This is a genomic window from Acinetobacter sp. Ac_3412 (assembly GCF_013072675.1).
Taxonomy (GTDB): domain Bacteria; phylum Pseudomonadota; class Gammaproteobacteria; order Pseudomonadales; family Moraxellaceae; genus Acinetobacter; species Acinetobacter higginsii.
In genome coordinates, this window is the sequence record NZ_LXUJ01000007.1 from 180,382 (window position 1) to 200,759 (window position 20,378).

The window sequence follows — 20,378 nt, forward strand, 5'->3', positions numbered from 1 at the left end:
TATATTAGGATCATTTAAATAAAATTGCTAAATCAATCACTTGAGCTGTTGAGTCGTTTCCAATTTTCGATGCAGCTAAGTTTGGTGTGCCATCGACATTAATGGCTAATCTTGCACGCGGTGTTGTAATCGTTGTATCGCTATTTAAATCGATACGATAGAGGATGGATGCTCCCGATCCACTTGAAACTGTAGCAAGGGCATAACCATTGTCCCCACCTGCAATATCAAAACCATTATCCATGCCAAGATCAATGCCTAAATTTCCAATGAAATTTAGTGTTCCATTATTTGGAAGGTTTTGTTTCGCGAGAGTTTTGTTGCTTTGATCTAAATCAAAAAGCTCTGTGCTCAGCATAGCTACAGGTGTTTTAAAGCTATTTGTGTACGCTGCCGCTGTTACTTTTACACCCGAAGCTCCATTGATATCACCATCTTTAATCGTATCGCCTGTATCAACATTTATTCGTAAGTTTTGCCCTGTATCGCTAATTACACGGAGACGATCGGCTGTTGGATTGAAATCAACTGCAAAGCTCGTGCCTTGTAACGTTGTAAAACCACTGCCTGCCGCTGGTTTTAAGGTGGTGACTAAGCTTGCTAAACCAGAATCAGTATTAATGGTATACACGTTTGCTTTATTGGTAAGTCCGTACAACTTGCCTGAATTTTCTGTTGATGTTCTTAAACGGTAGTCAATACCAATAAATCTTTCATCAACGAGCAGACCGTTTAAATTTTTTTCAACGACTGAATTTGGGTTGCTTAAAGCGAAACTTAACAACTTATTATTTGCGGTTAAACCAAAGCCTTGAGCTGTTGAGTCGGTGGCTCTTTTTAAAGCAATTCCACGAATTCCCATGCTATTAAAACTTGTATCTAAATCACTCGTTGCAAAAATTGCATCATTGCTCGTACCAATATTAGCAAGGTTAAGTTGGTAGAATTTGTATGTTCCAGATACAAGTTTTAGCGCAGCAAATCCGATATTGTTGACTGGATCTATATCAAAACCACCACCACCGTTGGTATTGATATCTGCGCCAAGTGCTGCTGAACTTCCAAGTGTACCTGCATTGGCATTTTGTAAATAAATTCGATCTGAATTTTGGTCAATGCTGTAAAGCTTGGTGGAGGCTGTTCCTGCAAATGCATTGGTATATGCACCTGCAACAATAGCAGGGCTACTCTCTGCTAAATTAATTGCACCGTCAGTAATTGTTGTGCCTGTATCAACATTAATTCGAAGATTTTGTCCAGTATTGGTCATTACTCTTAAGCGGTCAGCGACTGGATTGAAATTCACCGTGATGAGATTTGCTTCACCTAAAATTTTTGTAAATGGTGTATTCCCATCTATGGTATCTGTTGGATCTGCAATGAGAGCTTTAACAAATGTGGCAACGCCAGTAGCGGGGTTGAGTGTATAAATATTTCCCAGTAAACCAATTGCGTAAAGCTTGCTATCTTTGGGGCGATAATCAATTCCAACAAGTTCATCGCCAGATTGTAAACCTGTAATTTTAATATTTGAGACAATTGTGTTTGGTGCCATGCGGTCTATTGAACTGATCATCCCATTGTTGGTCAAAATTAAAGTATCGCCAGTGTTGGCATTCACTGTCTCGGAGTCATTGTTTGAATCGTTATTACAGCCTAATAATATTAAGCTTCCCAGTATTGTCGCGGTTAGTGTGAATACTTTCTTCTTCATTGTTTTGGATCCTGATTAATATATTTTGGTTATAAGAAGCTTTGTAGATGCGTTCCTTGTTATTTACAAAACGTTGAGCTTCTTGTCATTGAATGGCCTAGTTGGTTGGCCTTAAATAAAAATTTTGGCTTTATTCTTTAAATGTACGATTTAAAAACCTTGTATTCGGTCTAATCAGGATATAGAGGGGTTTGGTTGAAGTAAACTAATGTTTTTATATGATTTTTTGGTAGTTGGGTTTTGAGTTGTAATTATTCACACTTATTTCACGGCCAATAAGAAAGTCTATTTTTATACTTAAGTTTATTGAAACTTGGATTCTGAGATATAAAAAAAGAGAGAATATTAGAATTCTCTCTTTATTTATTGAAGCCTAAGCTTCAATTGCTTGAACGGCAATTTTCTTGGCGGGATCAACTTTACGGCGTACCGCTGGAACAGGTTCACCATGGTATTGGCGATCAGCAAAGTAGCTTGAGCGAACCATTGGCGCAGACCAGATATTTCTAAAACCAAGTTTACGGCCATGTTCAGCATAGCGTTCAAACTCTTCTGGTGTAACAAAGCGGTCAATCGGCGCATGTTGCTTAGATGGCTGTAGATATTGACCAATGGTAATGTAGTCAACATCATGTGCTCTAAGATCATCGAGTAGGGCAATCACTTCTTCTTCAGTTTCACCGATACCGACCATCAAACCACATTTGGTTGGGACATCAGGGCAGTATTCTTTAAACATTTTTAACAGCGTTAAAGAGTGCTGATAATCAGAACCTGGACGCATCGCTTTATATAAACGTGGCACAGTTTCAATGTTGTGGTTGAATACATCTGGCGGACATTCAGTCATGATGCGTAAGGCAATGTCCATACGACCACGGAAGTCAGGCACCAGAATTTCCAATAGGGTTTTTGGGCTTAATGCACGGGCTTCTTTGATACAATCAACGAAGTGTTGCGCACCACCATCCAAAAGGTCGTCACGGTCAACCGAGGTAATCACGGCATATTTGAGGCCAAGATTGGAAATGGTTTCTGCCATGTGGCGTGGTTCATCTGGATCTAAAGCATTTGGACGACCATGTGCAACGTCACAGAATGGACAGCGACGGGTACAGATATCACCCATGATCATGAAAGTTGCTGTACCACCACCGAAACATTCTGGTAGGTTGGGACAAGCCGCTTCTTCACATACGGTATGTAGCTTTTGCGAGCGCAAGGTTGTTTTGATACGCTGAACTTCTTCTGGAGCGGTCATCTTGACTCGAATCCAGTCAGGTTTGCGAGGTACTTCAACCGTAGGGATAACTTTTACAGGAATTCTCGCGACTTTTTCCGCGCCACGAAGTTTTATACCCTGTTCAGGTTTACGGTGTTCAGACATATAATTTCTACAGCCTTTGACTTGAGATATCCTGTTATTATAGTCAAATTTACCGTAATAAAGCATGAAAAGTGGTATTCATTTTGAAAATGTAAATATATAAAAATATATAGTTGTGAAATACATCATCTGGCTGCATATTGGTTATCATATATATAGCAAAACGGTTAAGAGACAAAGGAGCTTTGAATGCCACGTAAGAAAGAGGTCGTTGGTGGGAATATTGTTAAATATGATGCAGTAATTCTCGGTTCTGGCCCAGCTGGCGAAGGCGCGGCAATGAAGCTTGCAAAAGCAGGTAAACGTGTTGCAATCGTTGATGTTCGTGATCAACTCGGTGGTAACTGTGCACACGTAGGCACAATTCCAAGTAAAGCTTTACGTCAAACAGTTTCAAGTATTATTCGTTATCAACGTGACCCAATGTTTCAAAAAGTAGGTGAGTGGAAACAATTCACCATGAAACAGGTACTACGCAATGCGCATAAAGTCATTCAGCAGCAAGTTGATACGCATACACGTTTTTATGATCGCAATAAAATCGAAGTTTTCCACGGTCGCGCGTATATCCAAGATAAAAACACCGTGCTGATTTTTGGTCAGGATGGCATCAAAGATACCATTATTTGCAAGCAAATCGTGATTGCAACAGGTAGCCGTCCATACCAACCGAAAGGTTTAGATTTTAATCATCCGCGCGTATTTGATTCGGACAAGATTCTTGATCTTGATTATTCTATCCAAAAAATCATCATTTATGGTGCGGGCGTAATTGGTTGTGAATACGCTTCTATTTTTATTGGACTTGATCATAAAGTTGATTTGATCAACACTCAGCAAAAGCTTTTAAGCTACCTTGATGATGAAATTGCCGATGCATTGTCATATCACTTACGTGAACAAGGTGTATTGATTCGTCACAATGAGCAAATTGATCGTTTAGAAACTTTTGATGATCATGTGGTCTTACATTTACTCAGCGGTAAGAAGATCAAGGCAGATGCAATCTTATGGTGTAATGGCCGTTCAGGTAATACCGATGGCTTAGGTTTGGAAAATGTAGGTCTAGTACCGAATGGTCGTGGTCAGTTGATGGTGAATGATCAATATCAAACTGAAGCTGAAAATATTTATGCGGCAGGTGATGTGATTGGTTGGCCTTCACTCGCTTCAGCTGCGTATGACCAAGGTCGTTGCGCAGGTGCAAACATGGTGGGCGAAAAGAATGTGAAGCCAATCCGTGATGTACCAACAGGTATTTATACCATTCCAGAGATTTCTTCAATTGGTAAGACTGAGCAAGAACTGACTGAAGAGAAAGTACCTTATGAAGTCGGTCAGGCTTCTTTCCGTCATTTGGCACGTGCACAGATTACTGGTGATACTGTTGGTGAATTAAAGATTCTGTTCAATCGTGATACTTTAGAAGTATTGGGTATTCACTGTTTTGGTAACAATGCCGCAGAGATTATTCACATTGGGCAAGTGGTGATGCACAGCCCAAACAATACCTTGAAGTATTTCGTAGAAACGACATTCAACTATCCAACCATGGCTGAAGCCTATCGTGTTGCGGCTTTGAATGGTATGAATCGACTATTCTAAATGTGATAGACGTTGTATGATCAAAATGCCAATCAATTCGATTGGCATTTTGCTATTTTGCGTCTGATAAAAGGTAAGTATGAAAACTCAAAAAAATAATCTGATCATTATTGCGATCATTGTGTTGATCGCAGCTTATTTCGGCTTTGATTTAAAGCAAAAACAAAATACAAGCAGTCTATCACCGACTACAAATAGCAATGTTTCTGTGGATGATCAGCACAAGATCATGCAAGCCTATCAACAGCAGCGCAGTAATGTGCAAGTTCAAGCACAAGGTGTTGTGAAAGCGATTTTGCCAGATGACAATGAAGGTTCAAGACATCAGAAAATGATTCTTAAACTGGAGAATGGTTTAACCGTATTGATCGCACACAACATTGATTTAGCCCCAAGAGTCGAAGGGTTGAAAAAAGGCGATACAGTTGAGTTTTTTGGTGAATATGAATACAGCCAAAAAGGTGGAGTGATTCATTGGACTCATCATGATCCGCGTGGAAAACACATCGATGGTTGGTTGAAATACCAAGGGAAAATCTATCAATAGCAGTTTCCCTTGGCTGGTTGCTTGCAAGATGTGCACTAAATTAGCTTGTAATCGCTGATTTTTGACGAAGTTTCCATTTAGGTAGGACTTTAGCTAAATAAGCGTCCATGCACCATACAGGGCCAATCAGAAGGAATTGCAAGTCTTTAAAGAATGAAGGCTTCTTACCTTCAACTTTATGCCCGTAAAATTGTCCGATCCACGCAATCACAAAAACACCGATATAGAATCCAACACCTACAGGTAGGATTACAATTAGCCACGCCATGACGGCTAATAAAGCAGCCATTGCAATTGCAAGTACGATGTCCAGGCGTGCATAAAACACCAAAGTTAAAACTAGCAATAGCGCGGTGAGTAAGGTGCTAAAGTGCGCCAGAATCCCAATAATAGAAAATAGAATGGCAGGAACACAGACCCAGTGGATTTTTTTGTTGGTTTGGTTTTGGTGGCTGTCACTATATTCATCAAACCATTCGTCAATCGATTTCACAGCGCGCTCCTTGCAGTATTCATTTTTATTTATTCAATATACCGAAGAATAGGATAGGGCGTAAAGCATTAACAAATGTAATAGATAAAAATAAAAAAGCCGCAATAAGCGGCTTTTCAGTTATGGTCTTAATGATTAAGAATTAGGACCATCAACACGTTCAATGCTCACATTGCCCGTACCTGAACTAGACATACCAAGTTGCTTTGCAGCACCATAAGATAAATCTAATACACGGTTACCATGGAATGGACCACGATCGTTAACTTTTACAACAACACTTTTGCCATTGTCTTTGTTTGTTACACGGATATAACAGTTCAAAGGCAGGCTACGGTGAGCAGCAGTCATAGCATTCATATCGAATGTTTCACCACTTGCTGTTTTGCGACCATGGAATTGACGACCATACCATGATGCAACGCCATTTTGGCTGAATTTACGAACGGTGTTCGAAGCAACAGTATTCAGTTTTTCAATCACTGAAGGCTCTTCTGCTGGGATATCGATCTTAGCAGCGATCGTTTGGCGACGTACTTTGTCACCTGAACTCTCAGTGATTGAAAGACTATTAACGTTTGAAAAACGAGAATTAAAATTTTGAGAATCTTTGCTTAGTACGCGGGCAGCCAAGTTAGAACCTTCCACATCATTGGTTAATGATGAAGACTGTACCATTTCAGCATGTAACGGGCTTAAACTTAAGCCTGCCGTCAGCGCTATAATATATTTTAGCGAAAACTGCATTGTATAAACTCCTAGAGAACATGCTTTTCTATTTCAATAAAAACACCTTGAAATATAGTGCACATGTCTAATTATTCACTTTTGCAATTACTTTATCTTGCGGCGATAATATTCATCACTTACGAAGTGTGTCTAGTCCTTAACGATAAATAGTTACAAAAAGGGCAAAAACTTACAGTTTCTGATTAAGAAATAATCAATATTGTAACAATTTATAAATTTTGCTGATTAAGTGTACTTTTTTAATAAAAAATTTATTGACTTTTCATAATGTTGTAAAAAAGCTAGCCTATCGGCTAGCTACTTCGGTGCCTAATAACCATACAGCAGTTGCATACATGCGACTCTTGTTGTAGGTCGTAATGACTTGGAAATTTGGATAAGTAATATAGTAAATTGGACCAAATTGGTCTTGTAATTGAATAACATTGACTAAATCAAGATCATCAATTTTTACCAAAGGGTCAATTGGTGCGACTCCCAATTTTTTCAATTCACCATAAGGAACTGGCTGGGTCAAATCTTTAGCAATCACGCTATCTGGATTGTTACCTAAGTAGCGAGCAGGGAAGCCAATTGGACGATCTCGCTGCCAACCATGTTGAGCTAAATAGTTGGCAATTGAACCAATTGCATCAGCAGCAGAGTTTCTTAAATCGATATGTCCATTACCATCGTAATCCACACCTAGTTTTTGAATATTGCTTGGCATGAATTGCGGGTAACCAATCGCACCTGCATAGGAGCCCACGATACTGTTGGTTGGATAGCCTTCTTTATATGTCCATGAAATTAATGCAGCCAATTCATCGCTAAAGTAGTCAGCACGACGAGGGTAACCAAAGGCAAGCGTTGCTAAGGCGTCTCTAGTGATGAAAGAGCCTTTATTGGCACCATAGCCCGTTTCTACACCTAAAATGCCGAGAATCACTGATTTAGGCACACCATACTGCTGTTCAGCACGATTCAGTACGTCTTCATATTGGCTTTTAAAACGTGCACCACGTTGAATGGTACCTTCAACTAAAAACATTGAACGATATTGATACCAAGGTTTACTTTCACCAGGGCGAGTCATGATGTTCAAAATATTAGGTAAATTACGCGCACCGCTCATCGCAGCATCGATTTGTTCGCTGCTTAAGCCGTAGGTTGTCATTGCCTTTTGTTTGAAAGCAAAGTAATTGGGGTGATTGTAAAATTCATTTGCTTGTGCCCAATTACTGCTCAAGAATAAACCAGCACTTAAAGTTAAAAATTTAAAAGTTTTATTCAAAGTAGGAAGAAACATAAGTTTATAAAATTCCTCATTATCGATGTGTATGAATAGACATAACCAGTCCAAAAGTTGACATAAGGGTAATAATTGCAGTTCCGCCATAACTCATGAACGGCAAAGGCACACCTACTACAGGTAAAATACCACTGACCATGCCTGCATTTACAAATACATAAACAAAAAATGACAAACCAAAGGCACCAGCAACTAAACGACCATAGTTATGGAAGCTTTGTAAGCCGATCTGGAATGTTCTAAAAATGATTGCACAATAGAGAAGAATCAGCAGGGTGACGCCAATCAAGCCAAATTCTTCTGAATAGGCGGCAATAATAAAGTCAGTATGACCTTCAGGTAAAAAGTGCAAGTGGGATTGAGTTCCTTCTAGGAAACCTTTACCTGAAAAGCCACCAGAACCGATTGCAGTTTTAGATTGAATAATATTCCAACCTGTTCCGAGTGCATCAGCTTCTGGGTTAAATAAAGTCAAAACACGTTGGCGCTGATAGTCGTGTAGTAAAAATTCCCATGCGATCGGAATAATGACACCTGCTACACCTGCTGCACCTGCAATCAATTTCCATGATAAGCCACTGAGGAAAAGCACGAAAATCCCACTGGCAAGTACCAATAAGGAGGTGCCTAAGTCGGGTTGTTCAGCAATGAGTAGAAAAGGCACCACAATCAGTAATAAAGATAGAATGACTTGTGAGAAGCTTGGAGGCAGAGCTTTACGTGACAAGAACCACGCTACCATCATCGGCATGCCAATTTTCATAAACTCACTGGGTTGTACGCTACCAAAGCCGGGGATGTCGATCCAACGTTGTGCACCCATGCGAACTTCACCAAAAATCACCACTGCAAGCAGCGACAGCACCCCAAACACATAAAAGTAGGGAGAAAATGCTTGGTACACTTTTGGTGGGATCTGAGCCAAACTAAACATGACCACGAAACCGATACCAAAGCTCATGGCTTGTTTGCTTACAAGCCCAACGTCTTGTGCAGATGCACTATATAGGACTGTGAGCCCCAGTATGGCATTGAGAATCAGAAATAGACAAAGCCATGGGTCGATATGTAGTTGTTGCCAACGAGAAGGCTGATTGGCAGTACTCAAGCCATCACGAGGTGCTTGACGTAAAAATTTGTATTGCGGGCTTGGAGACATGCGATTCTAAATCAGGTAAATCAACGCTTCGCGAATGCTAACATAAACGCTGATTTAGACAATGCAAATTTAGAAATTGTGACATTTATAAGAGATTAATTTGGCATAAAAAAAGCGACGATTTAGCAATCGTCGCTTTCTCAGCATTCTAGGCTTATTTCTGTACCAAAAGTTGGTCGAAGTGCTTGGTAAAGACTTCAAGTTCCACTTGGCTTAAGCTCGGAATCAGTTTCTTAATCACGATATGAACAGCAGTTTCTACTCCACTGGTCGCAACGCTGGCTACGCCACGTTTCACCATACCCAGACCAAGTGTTTTGTTGAATTCAGTCATAAAGTGATGGATGAGGGCATCAGCAAAAGATTTAAACTGCTTTGTTAAAGCATCACGTTGCTCTTTACCGTTTCCAGCAGCAACTTCTGCAAAGCTCTTTTTCATCTCTGCAACAAGGCTATCTGGTAATACAGTACCGATACGTTGCTTACCTTCATTATCAATGAATAAGCTCTTTTCCATGAATGCTAATGATTCAAGCACTTGTTCATTTGAAGCTTTACCTAATAGCTGCTTCATCAAGGTTTCAACAATGCCGCGAATTTTAATTGCAAGACCTTCAGTCGTATCACGTTTGTCACTTGGTGGAAATTGTTGAACCAAGTGAACCAACATAGTGTCAATTAACTCATCAGTTAGCTGTAGAGAAATTTTGTCACGTAAAGGGTATTGAGGCTCTTTACTGTCACGGTTGGCTTGTGCAAGTTGAATGTCCTGACTCAAACTTGCTGACGGAAGAATCCCGAAATAACTGGTCATTGAAGAACGTCCTCTATATCAAATTTATTCGTTTTATTGTCGTGCCAAGCGAATTGGCTCGGGCATCCATGACAAATCTGATACTCGGCATGGGTTAATATCCAAGCCCCCGCGGCGAGTATAAGTTGCATAGACCATCAGTTTTTCTGGTTTTAGAAGTTGCCAAATATCCGCAAATATTTGCTCAACACATTGTTCATGGAAACCATTATGCTGACGGTACGAGATAATATAAGCTAAAATGCTGCGATAACAAGGTTTTTTACCTTGTAAACGAATAAAAACCGTGCCCCAATCGGGCTGACCAGTTACAGGGCAATTGCTTCTTAATAAATGTGAATACAACTCGATTTCAACTTCATCTTCTACAGATGGATCTAGCTGCAATAAAGTCGAATCAGGATGTTCTGATAAACACTCAGGAATGAGATCATCGATACAAATCCCTTTAGGTTTAGAAATCTCTAAATCATCAACTTGGAACAGTTGTAGTTCAACTTTTGCACCCGCTGCATTGGATAAATCACGCTCAACGGTTTCAACAAAAGCTTGCTGAGACTCAAATTGGGTGAAATTCATGCCATTGAAATAAAGTTTAAGTGACTTTGATTCAATTAAATTGGGTGAGCTGGCTGGTAATGTCAAACGACCAATCGCAACTTGAGGTAGGCCAAGTTGATTCAACCATGAGATTTCAAAAACATGCCACCAGTCTTTACCTTGTGTAATCCCTTCAATATCTAAATACTGTTGACGGGATTCAGCGCGGGCAATTGGAAATAAAACATCTGGCTGATATTGAGTTGGGTATTGGGTATCTTTACCCAATAAAGAATGTTCAACACTCATTCACGCATTCCTGAACCACGAGCTAATAAATGATAGGCAACTGCATAGAGTACAACACAGCACAACGTCACGATACCTAAAGAGAATGATACATTGACATCGCTATGACCTAAGATACCGTAACGGAAGGCATTGACCATATATACAATTGGATTGACTAAAGAGACATTTTGCCAAAATGGGCTGAGTGCACTAATGGCATAGAACACTCCACCTAAATAGGTGAGTGGGGTCAATACGAAAGTCGGGATAATTGAAATATCATCAAACGACTTGGCATAGACCGCATTGATGAAACCGCCCAGTGAAAATAATAATGACGTAATGATGACTGTATATATAGTCACAAATACATTATAAATTTCTAAGTGAGTAAAGAATAGGCTCATTATCGTGACGATTAAACCGACCAATACACCACGGCTAACACCACCGATCACATAACCCCACAGGATTAAGTGTAAGGGTACTGGACTCATGATCAGTTCTTCAATACTTTTCTGGAATTTGGCACTAAAGAAACTTGAGGAAACGTTAGCATAGCTGTTGGTGATCACGGCCATCATAATTAAACCAGGCACAATAAACTGCATATAGCTAAAGCCGCCCATTTCACCTATACGTGAACCCACCAAGTTGCCAAAAATCACGAAGTACAAACTCATGGTAATTGCTGGTGGAAGTAAGGTTTGTGGCCAAATACGCATAAAGCGACGAATTTCTTTAACAACTAAAGTCCAGAGCGCGGTTTGTAATTGACTTAAATTCATTGATCCGCTCCTGCAAGATTTTTCTCGACCATTTTCACGAACAATTCTTCCAAGCGATTCGATTTATTCCGCATACTGCTGACTTGGATATTCTGTGACTGTAATAACAAGAACAGATCATTCATGCTATGCGCTTTGTCCATCGTTACTTCTAAGGTGACGGGGTCAATTAAATTGAATTTAAAACCAATAATATTGAGATCAAATCCATTGATCGGCTCAGCTAAATCAAAAATGAATGATTCTTCATTCAGCTGATTGAGGAAACCTTTCATCGAGGTATCTTCTTTAATCACACCGCGGTCAATGATTGCGATGCGACGGCACAGCATTTCTGCTTCTTCTAAATAGTGTGTTGTGAGAATGATGGATGTGCCATTTTCATTCATTTCGGTGAGGAAGTCCCACATCGAACGACGCAACTCAATATCAACGCCAGCTGTCGGTTCATCGAGGATCAGCAGTTTAGGTTCATGCATCATCGCACGTGCAATCATCAAACGACGTTTCATACCACCAGAGAGCATACGCGATTGAATATTACGTTTTTCCCATAAACCGAGCTTTTCTAAATAGTGTTCAGCACGTTGTTCGGCCAATTTCTTCGGAATGCCGTAATAACCCGCTTGGGTCACTAAAATATCGAAAGTTTTTTCGAATTGACCAAAGTTAAATTCTTGAGGAACAACACCAAGACATTGTTTTGCATGTGAGGGATGGGTATCTAAGTTATGCCCAAAAATCTCAACTGAACCAGATGTTTTTTTGGTTAAAGAGCTGATGATACCAATCGTTGTCGATTTTCCTGCACCATTAGGTCCTAATAATGCATAGAATTCACCTTCAGGTACGGTAAGGTCAATCCCTTTTAACGCCTGAAAACCATTACGATAAGTTTTGGACAAACCGCTCAACACCAAAGCATCAGTCATAAACGTCTCACGTTGTTAAATAGAACGGGTATTTTGAGCGATATGAAAAAATAAACCAAGTAGAAAAATAGGTTTATGGCGTGTTAAAAACAGAACGTTGTCTGTTGAGCTTGATTCAAACTTAAGGAGATCAGTTTTTGTTAAATTAAACTGTTTAAAAGTAATTAGATAATTTTATAAGATCAAAATCGTTGTTTTAATAGACAAGAAACATATTTGTTTGAAGGTATATATTTACCTATATGCTTTTTTTGCCTATGATGTGGCTCGCATGCGCTCATAGCTCAACTGGATAGAGTACAGGTCTCCGAAGCCTGTGGCGTGGGTTCGAGTCCCGCTGAGCGCACCAAGTTTGTTTTTTAAATTTAAAAAATATTGATATTTCTTATAATTATTCAATTGTTTAGCTGTTATTACTTCTCGTTAATTGTATATACCAAGCCTTTTTCTCTCATCGTAATTTTAGAGTCCACAGTCAAATTGTGCTATTGATCACTAAAACATCAGTTAGTCGGATTAAACATGTATAAAAAAATATTGATATTAAGTTTGCTTCTTAGTGCAGGCTGTACTGATTCTTATAAAAAGGTAGAAGATGTTGAAAGATCCGATTATATGGCGATGAGTACTTTTGCTGATAGACTTTCTAAAAAATTAGTTGATTTCGACACTCAGGTTCGCGCTGATAAGAATCTAGTGAGATTTAATAATATAGATGCAAACGCAAGTTATTTTTTCTTACCAGACGAACATTGGCTGGATATTAAACTATCGAAATATCCAAGTGCTGGGAGTTGGAATGAGTTTGTGGTGTCTTCAAAGTACCCAAATGATTACAAGGCATCAAAAGAAGAAGCATTAAAATATTGTAGGAATTTATTGAAACTTGCGAATCCTAATTTTGATGAGGTTTTTGAACGGGTATCAAAAGAGTTTGAGGCATCGTCAAAAGGGCGAGAATATAATAGTCTATTAAAAACGGAAGGGTTATACCTGATTGTATTGGATGGAGTACCTTTTGAAACGGGTGCTCCATTTGTCTGTTCTGTAACTCAAAGCTCTTAAAAGATTAGCAAACTATTTTCTATTTAAGGATCATAAATGCTGCACTGAATAATTGATCAACTTTAAAGTTTGATTCAGTTGAGCAGGTGGAATCCGTGATTCTTGCAGTGAGGTTATCCATTGCATTTGGCAGGCTTTGAGTTGTTGTAAAGAACTAATCGACTGAATTTTCTGTATCAACGGACGCGCCATCAAACCACAATAGGTCGTGAGTGTTTGAATCATGACTTGCTGGATTTCAACAAAAGGTAATTTTTCTAATTCAAGAATTTCAGGTTCGATTTCTGGTTTTAGTTCAACTTCAATCGGTTTTGGTGCGACCGCGATTGTTTCTTGTGCTGTAATGGGCTCTGATGGTGTTTTGAGATCATTAACTTTTAATTCTGACGCTACATTTTCTTTTTGGACAATAGGCGTTGCTTGTTCAGCCAGTAGCCCCATGTCAATCAGTTGTTGAACCAGTTCGGTCGGTGCAATCCTTTCCTTATAGTCTTGATCCAGTTCTTTAAAATCTTCATGATCAATTAAAAGTAGTAGACGACGTTGACGTGCAGTCAATGCAATACTGCGTTCTTGTAGTGCAGTTTGCCCAAGCTCTGTTTTAAAAAAATGTGACATCTCTTAATCTCCCCCAAATCAAGATCTAGACGGAGATTAAGATAAGGTTAAAAAATGACAATAATGTTAACAATTTATTAAATATCATTGTCTTGTTTAAAGTAACTGGCAAAGTAAGATAAAAATTGAGAACTTTATCCTTTATTTCACTCATTTCACTCATTTAGTTTCTAATGCTTTGCGCAAATATGGGTCAAGATCTTCCTGACGCATCAACCACTGAATATAGTCAGCAGGTAGGTCTTGAATGGCAGTGCCTTTATGTTTACCAAAGGCAATGCTTTTAGGAATACGGGCGTCTTCAGATGCAAGATAAAGCTGTTCAATATTTTGAATGTTAAGCTGATGAATAATATGCATCAGAATGTTGGCGGTTAAGATAATGTCTGCATCGGCTCGATGTGCACCTTTCAACATTTCCCGTGCTTTATCACTACCTTTTGAAATCAAATAAATCAGAGCAGAAATATTATGTGCCTCTGCATCTTCCCAAACACGGCGGGCTAAGGCCAAGGTACAAATCGGTTTTAACTTTGAGGTGTCTACGCCACAACGTGCAATTGCGGCAATATCATAATCAACATTGTGGCCAATAATATAAGTGGTCTGAGCAGGAAGTTGAAACTCATTATAAAATGGTTGGTCAATTAGATCTGATTCTAAAATATGGTGTACCGCCATCGCAGCAAATGAAATGGGCTGGCCAACTTGATAAAGCTGATCAAAAATTTGTTTTTTATCGAGACTGAGTTTGCCATTTTCAATTTCAATCGGGGCATAGGCAATTTCAATCGGCAAACCATTCAGTGTATGTGTTTCAGTATCTAAGATGATTGCTTGCATAAAACTAACCTAGCTTGAGTTGAGTGTGCGAATATCTTACAAGAAATTCATAGTCAGCAGTGCTGAATGAAGGGGATGCGATTTAATTTTCTAGTTATCAAAAAGAGTTTGAATAAATAAACAGCAAAATAAAAAAATACTTGAACAATTTGATATTAAGCGCATCCTTATGGAAGTAATTGCCTTAGTAAAAGAAATACTAAGCACTAAAATGAAAACGATAATAATCAGGGAAACATGACATGAACATGAAATTATTAACGGTTACACTGCTGAGCTCAAGTGTGTTGCTTACAGCTTGTAATGATGATGACGACAATATTTCGTTTGTACCTAAGCCAGAAATTCCAGAAAATAATATTAAAAATCCAGTGGTGGGTATTCCTATCGCTTATACCAAAACAGATTTTAGCGCCGTGGCTGCTGAAAGTTCGGTTATGACGTATAAAATGCTAGGACAAAATGGTAAAGAGACCATGGCAACCAGTTTACTGTTTGTCCCTGGTGGACCAACGCCAGCAGGTGGCTGGAAAATTGTTGCTTGGGCGCATGGTACAACAGGGGTTGCAGATCAATGTGCACCGAGTCGTAATGAGACTAATCCTGCTATTAAAGATATGATTAGCCAATTTCTGGCAGCCGGTTATGTGGTGGTTGCACCTGACTATGAGGGTTTAGGAGAGCCAAGTGGTCGCGAACTTCATCCTTTCTTGAATGTTAAGAGTGAGGCATATTCAATTACCGATGCAGTGGTTGCTGCACGCTATTATTTAGCAGGGCAAGGTAAACTGCTTTCACGTCAATGGATGACCGTTGGGCACTCTCAAGGTGGGCAAGCCGCATTAGGTGCAGCACAATATCAAAGTCGTGCTAAGCTTGACTATAAAGGGACAATTGCTGTTGCACCTGCCTCTAATTTAGCTGCGATTTTAGTCAATGGTAATGCGTCAGTTGAGAATGCACCTTTAGCGCAAAAAATTGCGATGTACGCACAGTTAGATACATATACTGCATTGATCACAGCTGGGCTTAGAAATAGTGCGCCTGCTTTAACTTATCGAGATGTATTTAAAGTTCCTACAGATGATGTGGCAAGTAAAGCTGAAAGCTTATGCGCTAGTGGCGACAAAAGTTTAGGGCAGGCTTTTGTCCAAAGTATGGGGATTTATGCTGCAAGCCATAATAATAGTCTAGATGGTTACCCGCGAACTCAAACTAACTTTATGGGTATTCCTGTGATAAAAACATTCTTGGATACAGATTCCCAGCCAGCTCAAGTGAAGCTGAATCAACCTGTCACTATTTATCAGGGCGACAAAGATACAACTGTTCCTAAAGCTGTAACGGATGTGTTGGTCGCAACTGCTCAAAACAAAGGATCAAAAATCCAATATATTACCAATGCAGAGTGGGACCATAGTACTGCCTATGAGGCGAATATTGTGAATATTGTGGATGATGTAAAAACGAAAATGTCTGCCAATAATTAAGAGACGAGATAAGCCCGATTTATTTTTTACAAGGTAAGTTGGGCTGTTTATTTAATTTCTAATGATCTGTGTTTCCCAACCATCATATTTAGCATTAAATTGTTGAGCTAATTTACTTAGTTGTGTAGTACATTCATCAATAGATTGTTGATTCACAGAATCTTTTCTGGAAATTTGTAGTTGATAATGAAAGTTTTCACTTTTTTCAACTTGACCTTGCTGAATAACTTCAAAGCCTAAAGATTGAATTGTTTTTGAAAAAACAGTTCGGTCTGTGTCATTTTGGAAGTAAATCCAGTGATCTACAGGACGTTCAACTTCAAGATTATCTCCATGGTTTAAAAGTTTTTCAATGACAGATCTATTCGAGATGGATTGCATGATTTCTTCAGTCGGATATATAAAATCGAAATAGGTTGACCAATTAGAATCAGCTTTTTGGTCAAAATGATAACTATAGTTTGGATAAGATTGCATAATTTTATGAATAATAGGGTCTACATCTATTCCATCTTGGCAATAAAAGTAAAAATATCTCAAATGATTATGAGTCAAACGGCCAACATAGAGGGTAGGGAGTCTCGTGGTAAGTGCAGGAATGATTTGATCCTCTATTTCGATCAGATGATCAAATTCCTCACTGGAAGATAGACCATCTTCTCTTGAATGGTTCATCTGAATCTCAACCCACAGTAAGGTTGGTCTATCTGATATCGGTGCAATTCTCGTTAAAGCTAGATTGAGAAAATAACTTGCAGGTTGCCCATCTATATCGCACATATAAAAATCCCAATTTTCTGGAACTTCTTGTAATTGATTGGTGGATTCTTTCATTGTTGTATGATTCTTATTCGGCCAAAATTTATCTATTAATTCCATTCAGATATCCTTTTTTATTTGAGTTGTTAGCATAACAAGTAAGATGAGTAAAATTCACGAATAATTAAATAAATATCAATCTCTGAAACCATAAACTTCGTGCTACAATATGTGCCAATCTTTAGCACGGCTTAAAAGCCCTAATATATAGGACCCTCCGCTAATGTTTGCCAATATTTCTATTGCTGAATTTGATCCAGAATTAGCTCAAGCGATTGCTTCTGAAGGCGTACGCCAAGAAGCGCATATTGAGTTAATCGCATCTGAAAACTATTGCTCACCAGCTGTAATGGAAGCACAGGGATCAAAACTTACGAATAAATATGCAGAAGGCTATCCTGGCAAACGCTACTATGGCGGTTGTGAATATGTGGATGTGATTGAACAACTTGCGATTGATCGCGCTAAAGAGTTGTTTGGTGCAGACTATGCAAACGTTCAACCACATGCGGGTTCACAAGCAAACTCTGCGGTTTACCTAGCGCTTCTTAACCCAGGTGATACCGTTCTTGGTATGAGTTTGGCTCACGGTGGTCACTTGACTCACGGTGCTAAAGTAAGCTTCTCTGGTAAAACCTATAATGCTGTTCAGTATGGTTTAAATACTGAAACTGGCGAAATTGATTATGAAGAAGTAGAGCGTCTAGCGTTGGAACATAAGCCACGTATGATCGTTGCGGGTTTCTCTGCATATAGTCAAATCGTTGATTGGCAGCGTTTCCGTGACATCGCAGACAAAGTAGGTGCATACCTTTTTGTTGATATGGCGCATGTTGCAGGTTTAGTGGCTGCTGGTGTTTATCCTAACCCAGTTCAAATTGCAGACGTAACGACAACAACGACGCATAAAACACTTCGTGGTCCACGTTCTGGTTTAATCCTTGCGAAAGCAAACGAAGAAATCGAGAAGAAACTTCAATCAGCTGTATTCCCAGGCAACCAAGGTGGTCCTTTGATGCATGCGATTGCCGCTAAAGCAATCTGCTTCAAAGAAGCAATGTCTGATGAGTTTAAAACTTACCAACAACAAGTTGTGAAAAACGCGCAAGCAATGGCTGAAGTGTTGATTGCACGTGGTTATGATGTTGTTTCTGGTGGCACAGAAAACCATTTATTCTTATTGTCTTTGATCAAACAAGACGTAACGGGTAAAGAAGTTGATGCTTGGTTAGGCTCAGCGCATATCACTGTAAACAAAAATGCGGTTCCAAATGACCCACGTTCTCCATTCGTAACTTCTGGTATCCGCATTGGTACGCCAGCTGTGACGACTCGCGGTTTCGGCGAAGCTGAAGTACGTGAACTTGCAGGTTGGATCGCTGACGTGATCGATAGTAAAGGTGACGAGAAAGTTATCGCTGACGTAAAAGCTAAAGTTGAAGCTGTTTGTGCAAAATTCCCAGTATATGCAAACTAATTTGTATATCTAAAAAAGCGCCGCAAGGCGCTTTTTTTATGGATAAAGAAAACCTAAAAATATCAATCATTCTAATTTCACAGCATCAAATTGGTGCTTTCTTTTTAAAAGTGCACCCAGAACAATCTAAAAATGATCATTTTGGTATTACGAATATGCAAAATCGTATTACTAAACTGGCATGTCTTTTGCTTCATACCAATACAGATAAAGTTGTCTAGGGTTCCGATGTGTCCGCATGGAGGCATGACTGGTCCGAGAGATAACGGTTCGATAGAACTACACGGAGGGATAAAAGCCCGGGAGGACAGGCATATTGCCATAACGAGGTTAAGCATCCGCAAGAGGTTTGTTATGAATCAATCGTTCTATCACGACAATAAAATACTGTGGCAGGAAACACTACCCGGTGGGCATCACTGGTCTGGTCGCATTCAACGTGGTGCAGTTTTGCAGTTTGAGGCACTGGGGCAGCAGGCCAATGTATCTTTGTTCTGTGTCAATGCCGATGACAAGCTGGAGCGTTTTAATATGCCCGATAGTCTGAAAGCCCAGCACACGGCTTTTCTCTCGACAGGGCATGTTTTGTATTCTGATCTGGGCCGTGTGATGGCCTCCATTGTTCAAGATCAACATGGCTGGAATGATGTGTTTTGTGGCCCGAGTACCGCACAGCAAATTGCACAAAATTTTGGCAAAAAAAACTTTCAGGACGCGCGTAATGACATGCATCAAAATGGTCTAGATAGTTTATTGGTGGAATTGACCAAATTTGGTCTAGGCCAAGCGGATTTGAGTGCGACGGTAAATTTATTTTCAAAAGTTCAACCCGATGATCATGGCCGATTAAGCTACGTCACAGATGATAATCAAAATCAAAAGATTGAACTGCGCTTTGAAATGGATTGTCTGGTCTTTCTTTCTGCAGCACCACATCCACTCGATTCATCTGCACCTTATCAACCCGCCGATATCCAACTTCGGCTATTCAAAGCCAATGTCTTAACTGAACAAGATGTTTGTCGGGATTCATGCGCTCAAAATCAGCGTGGTTTTGCCAATAACACACGCTATTACGCATTGTTGAATTAAGGTAGGGAGCGAGAAAATGACAGCATCTGCAAAAATTGAACAGATTGTTTTAGATGAGATTTGCCTTGCAGGCGAAGCGTGGATGGGTGAGGTGAAGCAAGGTCAGTATTTCCGTATTATTGACCTGGAAGGCAACCAAGCCGTTGATACCTTATTTATCAGCGCCAACAATGCCGAAGAGCGTTATAGCGCGACCGATACCTTGGCGCAAAATCAGCAGCTTTATCTGGAAAAAGGCACGACCTTATTTAGTAATTTTGCCCGTCCAATTGCCCGTATTGTTGATGATAATTGCGGCAGACATGACACCTTAGGCGGCGCATGTTCATGTGAAAGCAATACGGTACGTTATGCACATGATAAATATCCGATGCATAGTTGCCGCAATAATTTCATGTATGCCTTGGCACAGCACCCAATTGCCAAAAAGCATCAGCTCAATATCCGTCATATTGGACCCAATATTAACTTTTTTATGAATGTACCAGTAACCGCTGAAGGCCATTTAAAGTTTGAAGATGGAGTTTCGGCGCCGGGTAAATATGTCGAGATCAAAGCCGAAATGGATCTGATTGTTCTGATTTCGAATTGTCCGCAATTGAATAATCCTTGCAATGCCTATAACCCGACCAAAATCCAACTTGTTATACGTGAAGCATGAGG

21 protein-coding genes, 1 tRNA gene and 1 riboswitch are annotated in these 20,378 nt (G+C 39.6%); of the genes, 9 read left to right on the top strand and 13 right to left on the bottom strand.

Annotated features, from left to right (window positions below):
- Nucleotides 1–10: 10 nt before the first annotated feature.
- Both A7P54_RS04250 and lipA read right to left on the bottom strand, forming a co-directional pair.
- A complete protein-coding gene (locus tag A7P54_RS04250; RefSeq protein WP_171548761.1) occupies nucleotides 11–1,714 on the bottom strand; it encodes a DUF4394 domain-containing protein in 1,704 nt (567 codons plus the stop codon).
- Nucleotides 1,715–2,087: 373 nt separating this feature from the next.
- Complete coding sequence (lipA, locus tag A7P54_RS04255; protein ID WP_016539771.1) at nucleotides 2,088–3,101, bottom strand: lipoyl synthase; 1,014 nt, start codon at nucleotides 3,099–3,101, stop codon at nucleotides 2,088–2,090.
- A gap of 189 nt (nucleotides 3,102–3,290) precedes the next feature.
- Here lipA and sthA point away from each other — a divergent pair, with 189 nt between their 5' ends.
- Together sthA and A7P54_RS04265 are read left to right on the top strand one after the other, a co-directional pair.
- Nucleotides 3,291–4,706, top strand: a complete 1,416-nt coding sequence (gene sthA, locus A7P54_RS04260) for a Si-specific NAD(P)(+) transhydrogenase (RefSeq protein WP_004806376.1) — start codon at nucleotides 3,291–3,293, stop codon at nucleotides 4,704–4,706.
- Between the two features lie 79 nt (nucleotides 4,707–4,785).
- Nucleotides 4,786–5,253, top strand: coding sequence for a DUF3465 domain-containing protein (locus A7P54_RS04265; protein ID WP_171548762.1), 468 nt, complete (start codon nucleotides 4,786–4,788; stop codon nucleotides 5,251–5,253).
- A 40-nt stretch (nucleotides 5,254–5,293) separates the two neighbouring features.
- Here the strand turns inward: A7P54_RS04265 and A7P54_RS04270 are convergent, their stop codons facing one another.
- The 8 genes from A7P54_RS04270 to A7P54_RS04305 all read right to left on the bottom strand — a co-directional run bounded on the left by A7P54_RS04270 (nucleotide 5,294) and on the right by A7P54_RS04305 (nucleotide 12,311).
- Nucleotides 5,294–5,746, bottom strand: coding sequence for an Mpo1-like protein (locus A7P54_RS04270; RefSeq protein ID WP_004654035.1), 453 nt, complete (start codon nucleotides 5,744–5,746; stop codon nucleotides 5,294–5,296).
- 135 nt (nucleotides 5,747–5,881) lie between these two features.
- A complete protein-coding gene (locus A7P54_RS04275; RefSeq protein ID WP_004806381.1) occupies nucleotides 5,882–6,493 on the bottom strand; it encodes a septal ring lytic transglycosylase RlpA family protein in 612 nt (203 codons plus the stop codon).
- A gap of 289 nt (nucleotides 6,494–6,782) precedes the next feature.
- Nucleotides 6,783–7,784 (bottom strand): lytic murein transglycosylase B, encoded by a 1,002-nt coding sequence (gene mltB, locus A7P54_RS04280; RefSeq protein ID WP_005204399.1) that lies wholly within the window; start codon nucleotides 7,782–7,784, stop codon nucleotides 6,783–6,785.
- A 19-nt stretch (nucleotides 7,785–7,803) separates the two neighbouring features.
- The gene (gene rodA, locus A7P54_RS04285; protein WP_004806385.1) at nucleotides 7,804–8,946 is read right to left on the bottom strand and encodes a rod shape-determining protein RodA; all 1,143 of its coding nucleotides are present in this window, start codon (nucleotides 8,944–8,946) and stop codon (nucleotides 7,804–7,806) included.
- 154 nt (nucleotides 8,947–9,100) lie between these two features.
- Nucleotides 9,101–9,760, bottom strand: coding sequence for a hypothetical protein (locus tag A7P54_RS04290; RefSeq protein WP_005204398.1), 660 nt, complete (start codon nucleotides 9,758–9,760; stop codon nucleotides 9,101–9,103).
- 33 nt (nucleotides 9,761–9,793) lie between these two features.
- Nucleotides 9,794–10,609: an NADPH-dependent 7-cyano-7-deazaguanine reductase QueF gene (gene queF, locus A7P54_RS04295; protein WP_171548763.1), complete on the bottom strand. Its 816-nt coding sequence runs from the start codon at nucleotides 10,607–10,609 to the stop codon at nucleotides 9,794–9,796.
- Entirely contained in the window at nucleotides 10,606–11,379 is a 774-nt protein-coding gene (locus A7P54_RS04300; protein WP_171548764.1) for an ABC transporter permease, read from the bottom strand. Before A7P54_RS04300 ends, queF begins: the two co-directional genes overlap by 4 nt.
- On the bottom strand, nucleotides 11,376–12,311 hold the full coding sequence (locus A7P54_RS04305) for an ABC transporter ATP-binding protein (RefSeq protein WP_004654024.1): 936 nt from the start codon (nucleotides 12,309–12,311) through the stop codon (nucleotides 11,376–11,378). The genes A7P54_RS04300 and A7P54_RS04305 overlap by 4 nt, the downstream gene beginning before the upstream one ends.
- A 273-nt stretch (nucleotides 12,312–12,584) precedes the next feature.
- On the opposite strand from A7P54_RS04305, the gene A7P54_RS04310 reads away from it, so the two are divergent.
- Both A7P54_RS04310 and A7P54_RS04315 read left to right on the top strand, forming a co-directional pair.
- Nucleotides 12,585–12,660 (top strand) — tRNA-Arg (locus A7P54_RS04310).
- A 173-nt stretch (nucleotides 12,661–12,833) separates the two neighbouring features.
- On the top strand, nucleotides 12,834–13,376 hold the full coding sequence (locus tag A7P54_RS04315) for a hypothetical protein (RefSeq protein WP_171548765.1): 543 nt from the start codon (nucleotides 12,834–12,836) through the stop codon (nucleotides 13,374–13,376).
- Between the two features lie 30 nt (nucleotides 13,377–13,406).
- Here A7P54_RS04315 and A7P54_RS04320 read toward each other — a convergent pair whose 3' ends face one another.
- A complete protein-coding gene (locus A7P54_RS04320; RefSeq protein ID WP_171548766.1) occupies nucleotides 13,407–13,994 on the bottom strand; it encodes a hypothetical protein in 588 nt (195 codons plus the stop codon).
- A gap of 159 nt (nucleotides 13,995–14,153) precedes the next feature.
- The gene (locus A7P54_RS04325) at nucleotides 14,154–14,837 is read right to left on the bottom strand and encodes a DUF3820 family protein (protein ID WP_171548767.1); all 684 of its coding nucleotides are present in this window, start codon (nucleotides 14,835–14,837) and stop codon (nucleotides 14,154–14,156) included.
- Nucleotides 14,838–15,079: 242 nt separating this feature from the next.
- Between A7P54_RS04325 and A7P54_RS04330 the strand changes: the two genes are divergently transcribed.
- Nucleotides 15,080–16,327, top strand: a complete 1,248-nt coding sequence (locus A7P54_RS04330) for an alpha/beta fold hydrolase (RefSeq protein ID WP_171548768.1) — start codon at nucleotides 15,080–15,082, stop codon at nucleotides 16,325–16,327.
- 51 nt (nucleotides 16,328–16,378) lie between these two features.
- Here A7P54_RS04330 and A7P54_RS04335 read toward each other — a convergent pair whose 3' ends face one another.
- The gene (locus A7P54_RS04335; RefSeq protein WP_171548769.1) at nucleotides 16,379–17,206 is read right to left on the bottom strand and encodes a DUF695 domain-containing protein; all 828 of its coding nucleotides are present in this window, start codon (nucleotides 17,204–17,206) and stop codon (nucleotides 16,379–16,381) included.
- 163 nt (nucleotides 17,207–17,369) lie between these two features.
- On the opposite strand from A7P54_RS04335, the gene glyA reads away from it, so the two are divergent.
- From glyA to A7P54_RS04355, 4 genes are all read left to right on the top strand, one after another.
- Nucleotides 17,370–18,623 carry a serine hydroxymethyltransferase gene (glyA, locus tag A7P54_RS04340; RefSeq protein WP_005313196.1) on the top strand — a complete coding sequence of 418 codons (1,254 nt, stop codon included), beginning with the start codon at nucleotides 17,370–17,372 and terminating at the stop codon, nucleotides 18,621–18,623.
- Nucleotides 18,624–18,661: 38 nt separating this feature from the next.
- Nucleotides 18,662–18,844 carry a hypothetical protein gene (locus A7P54_RS04345; RefSeq protein WP_171548770.1) on the top strand — a complete coding sequence of 61 codons (183 nt, stop codon included), beginning with the start codon at nucleotides 18,662–18,664 and terminating at the stop codon, nucleotides 18,842–18,844.
- Nucleotides 18,830–18,931: riboswitch (guanidine-I (ykkC/yxkD leader) on the top strand. It overlaps the preceding gene by 15 nt.
- Before the next feature lie 46 nt (nucleotides 18,932–18,977).
- Nucleotides 18,978–19,715, top strand: coding sequence for an urea amidolyase associated protein UAAP1 (locus tag A7P54_RS04350; RefSeq protein WP_171548771.1), 738 nt, complete (start codon nucleotides 18,978–18,980; stop codon nucleotides 19,713–19,715).
- A 16-nt stretch (nucleotides 19,716–19,731) separates the two neighbouring features.
- Complete coding sequence (locus A7P54_RS04355; protein ID WP_171548772.1) at nucleotides 19,732–20,376, top strand: urea amidolyase associated protein UAAP2; 645 nt, start codon at nucleotides 19,732–19,734, stop codon at nucleotides 20,374–20,376.
- Nucleotides 20,377–20,378 lie beyond the last annotated feature (2 nt).

Excerpts from the sequence above, each read along its gene's own strand:
- A7P54_RS04250 (WP_171548761.1), bottom strand. The coding sequence starts at position 1,714 with ATGAAGAAGAAAGTATTCACACTAACCGCGACAATACTGGGAAGCTTA.
- lipA (WP_016539771.1), bottom strand. The coding sequence starts at position 3,101 with ATGTCTGAACACCGTAAACCTGAACAGGGTATAAAACTTCGTGGCGCG.
- sthA (WP_004806376.1), top strand. The coding sequence starts at position 3,291 with ATGCCACGTAAGAAAGAGGTCGTTGGTGGGAATATTGTTAAATATGAT.
- A7P54_RS04265 (WP_171548762.1), top strand. The coding sequence starts at position 4,786 with ATGAAAACTCAAAAAAATAATCTGATCATTATTGCGATCATTGTGTTG.
- A7P54_RS04275 (WP_004806381.1), bottom strand. The coding sequence starts at position 6,493 with ATGCAGTTTTCGCTAAAATATATTATAGCGCTGACGGCAGGCTTAAGT.
- mltB (WP_005204399.1), bottom strand. The coding sequence starts at position 7,784 with ATGTTTCTTCCTACTTTGAATAAAACTTTTAAATTTTTAACTTTAAGT.
- rodA (WP_004806385.1), bottom strand. The coding sequence starts at position 8,946 with ATGTCTCCAAGCCCGCAATACAAATTTTTACGTCAAGCACCTCGTGAT.
- A7P54_RS04290 (WP_005204398.1), bottom strand. The coding sequence starts at position 9,760 with ATGACCAGTTATTTCGGGATTCTTCCGTCAGCAAGTTTGAGTCAGGAC.
- queF (WP_171548763.1), bottom strand. The coding sequence starts at position 10,609 with ATGAGTGTTGAACATTCTTTATTGGGTAAAGATACCCAATACCCAACT.
- A7P54_RS04300 (WP_171548764.1), bottom strand. The coding sequence starts at position 11,379 with ATGAATTTAAGTCAATTACAAACCGCGCTCTGGACTTTAGTTGTTAAA.
- A7P54_RS04305 (WP_004654024.1), bottom strand. The coding sequence starts at position 12,311 with ATGACTGATGCTTTGGTGTTGAGCGGTTTGTCCAAAACTTATCGTAAT.
- A7P54_RS04315 (WP_171548765.1), top strand. The coding sequence starts at position 12,834 with ATGTATAAAAAAATATTGATATTAAGTTTGCTTCTTAGTGCAGGCTGT.
- A7P54_RS04320 (WP_171548766.1), bottom strand. The coding sequence starts at position 13,994 with ATGTCACATTTTTTTAAAACAGAGCTTGGGCAAACTGCACTACAAGAA.
- A7P54_RS04325 (WP_171548767.1), bottom strand. The coding sequence starts at position 14,837 with ATGCAAGCAATCATCTTAGATACTGAAACACATACACTGAATGGTTTG.
- A7P54_RS04330 (WP_171548768.1), top strand. The coding sequence starts at position 15,080 with ATGAACATGAAATTATTAACGGTTACACTGCTGAGCTCAAGTGTGTTG.
- A7P54_RS04335 (WP_171548769.1), bottom strand. The coding sequence starts at position 17,206 with ATGGAATTAATAGATAAATTTTGGCCGAATAAGAATCATACAACAATG.
- glyA (WP_005313196.1), top strand. The coding sequence starts at position 17,370 with ATGTTTGCCAATATTTCTATTGCTGAATTTGATCCAGAATTAGCTCAA.
- A7P54_RS04345 (WP_171548770.1), top strand. The coding sequence starts at position 18,662 with ATGGATAAAGAAAACCTAAAAATATCAATCATTCTAATTTCACAGCAT.
- A7P54_RS04350 (WP_171548771.1), top strand. The coding sequence starts at position 18,978 with ATGAATCAATCGTTCTATCACGACAATAAAATACTGTGGCAGGAAACA.
- A7P54_RS04355 (WP_171548772.1), top strand. The coding sequence starts at position 19,732 with ATGACAGCATCTGCAAAAATTGAACAGATTGTTTTAGATGAGATTTGC.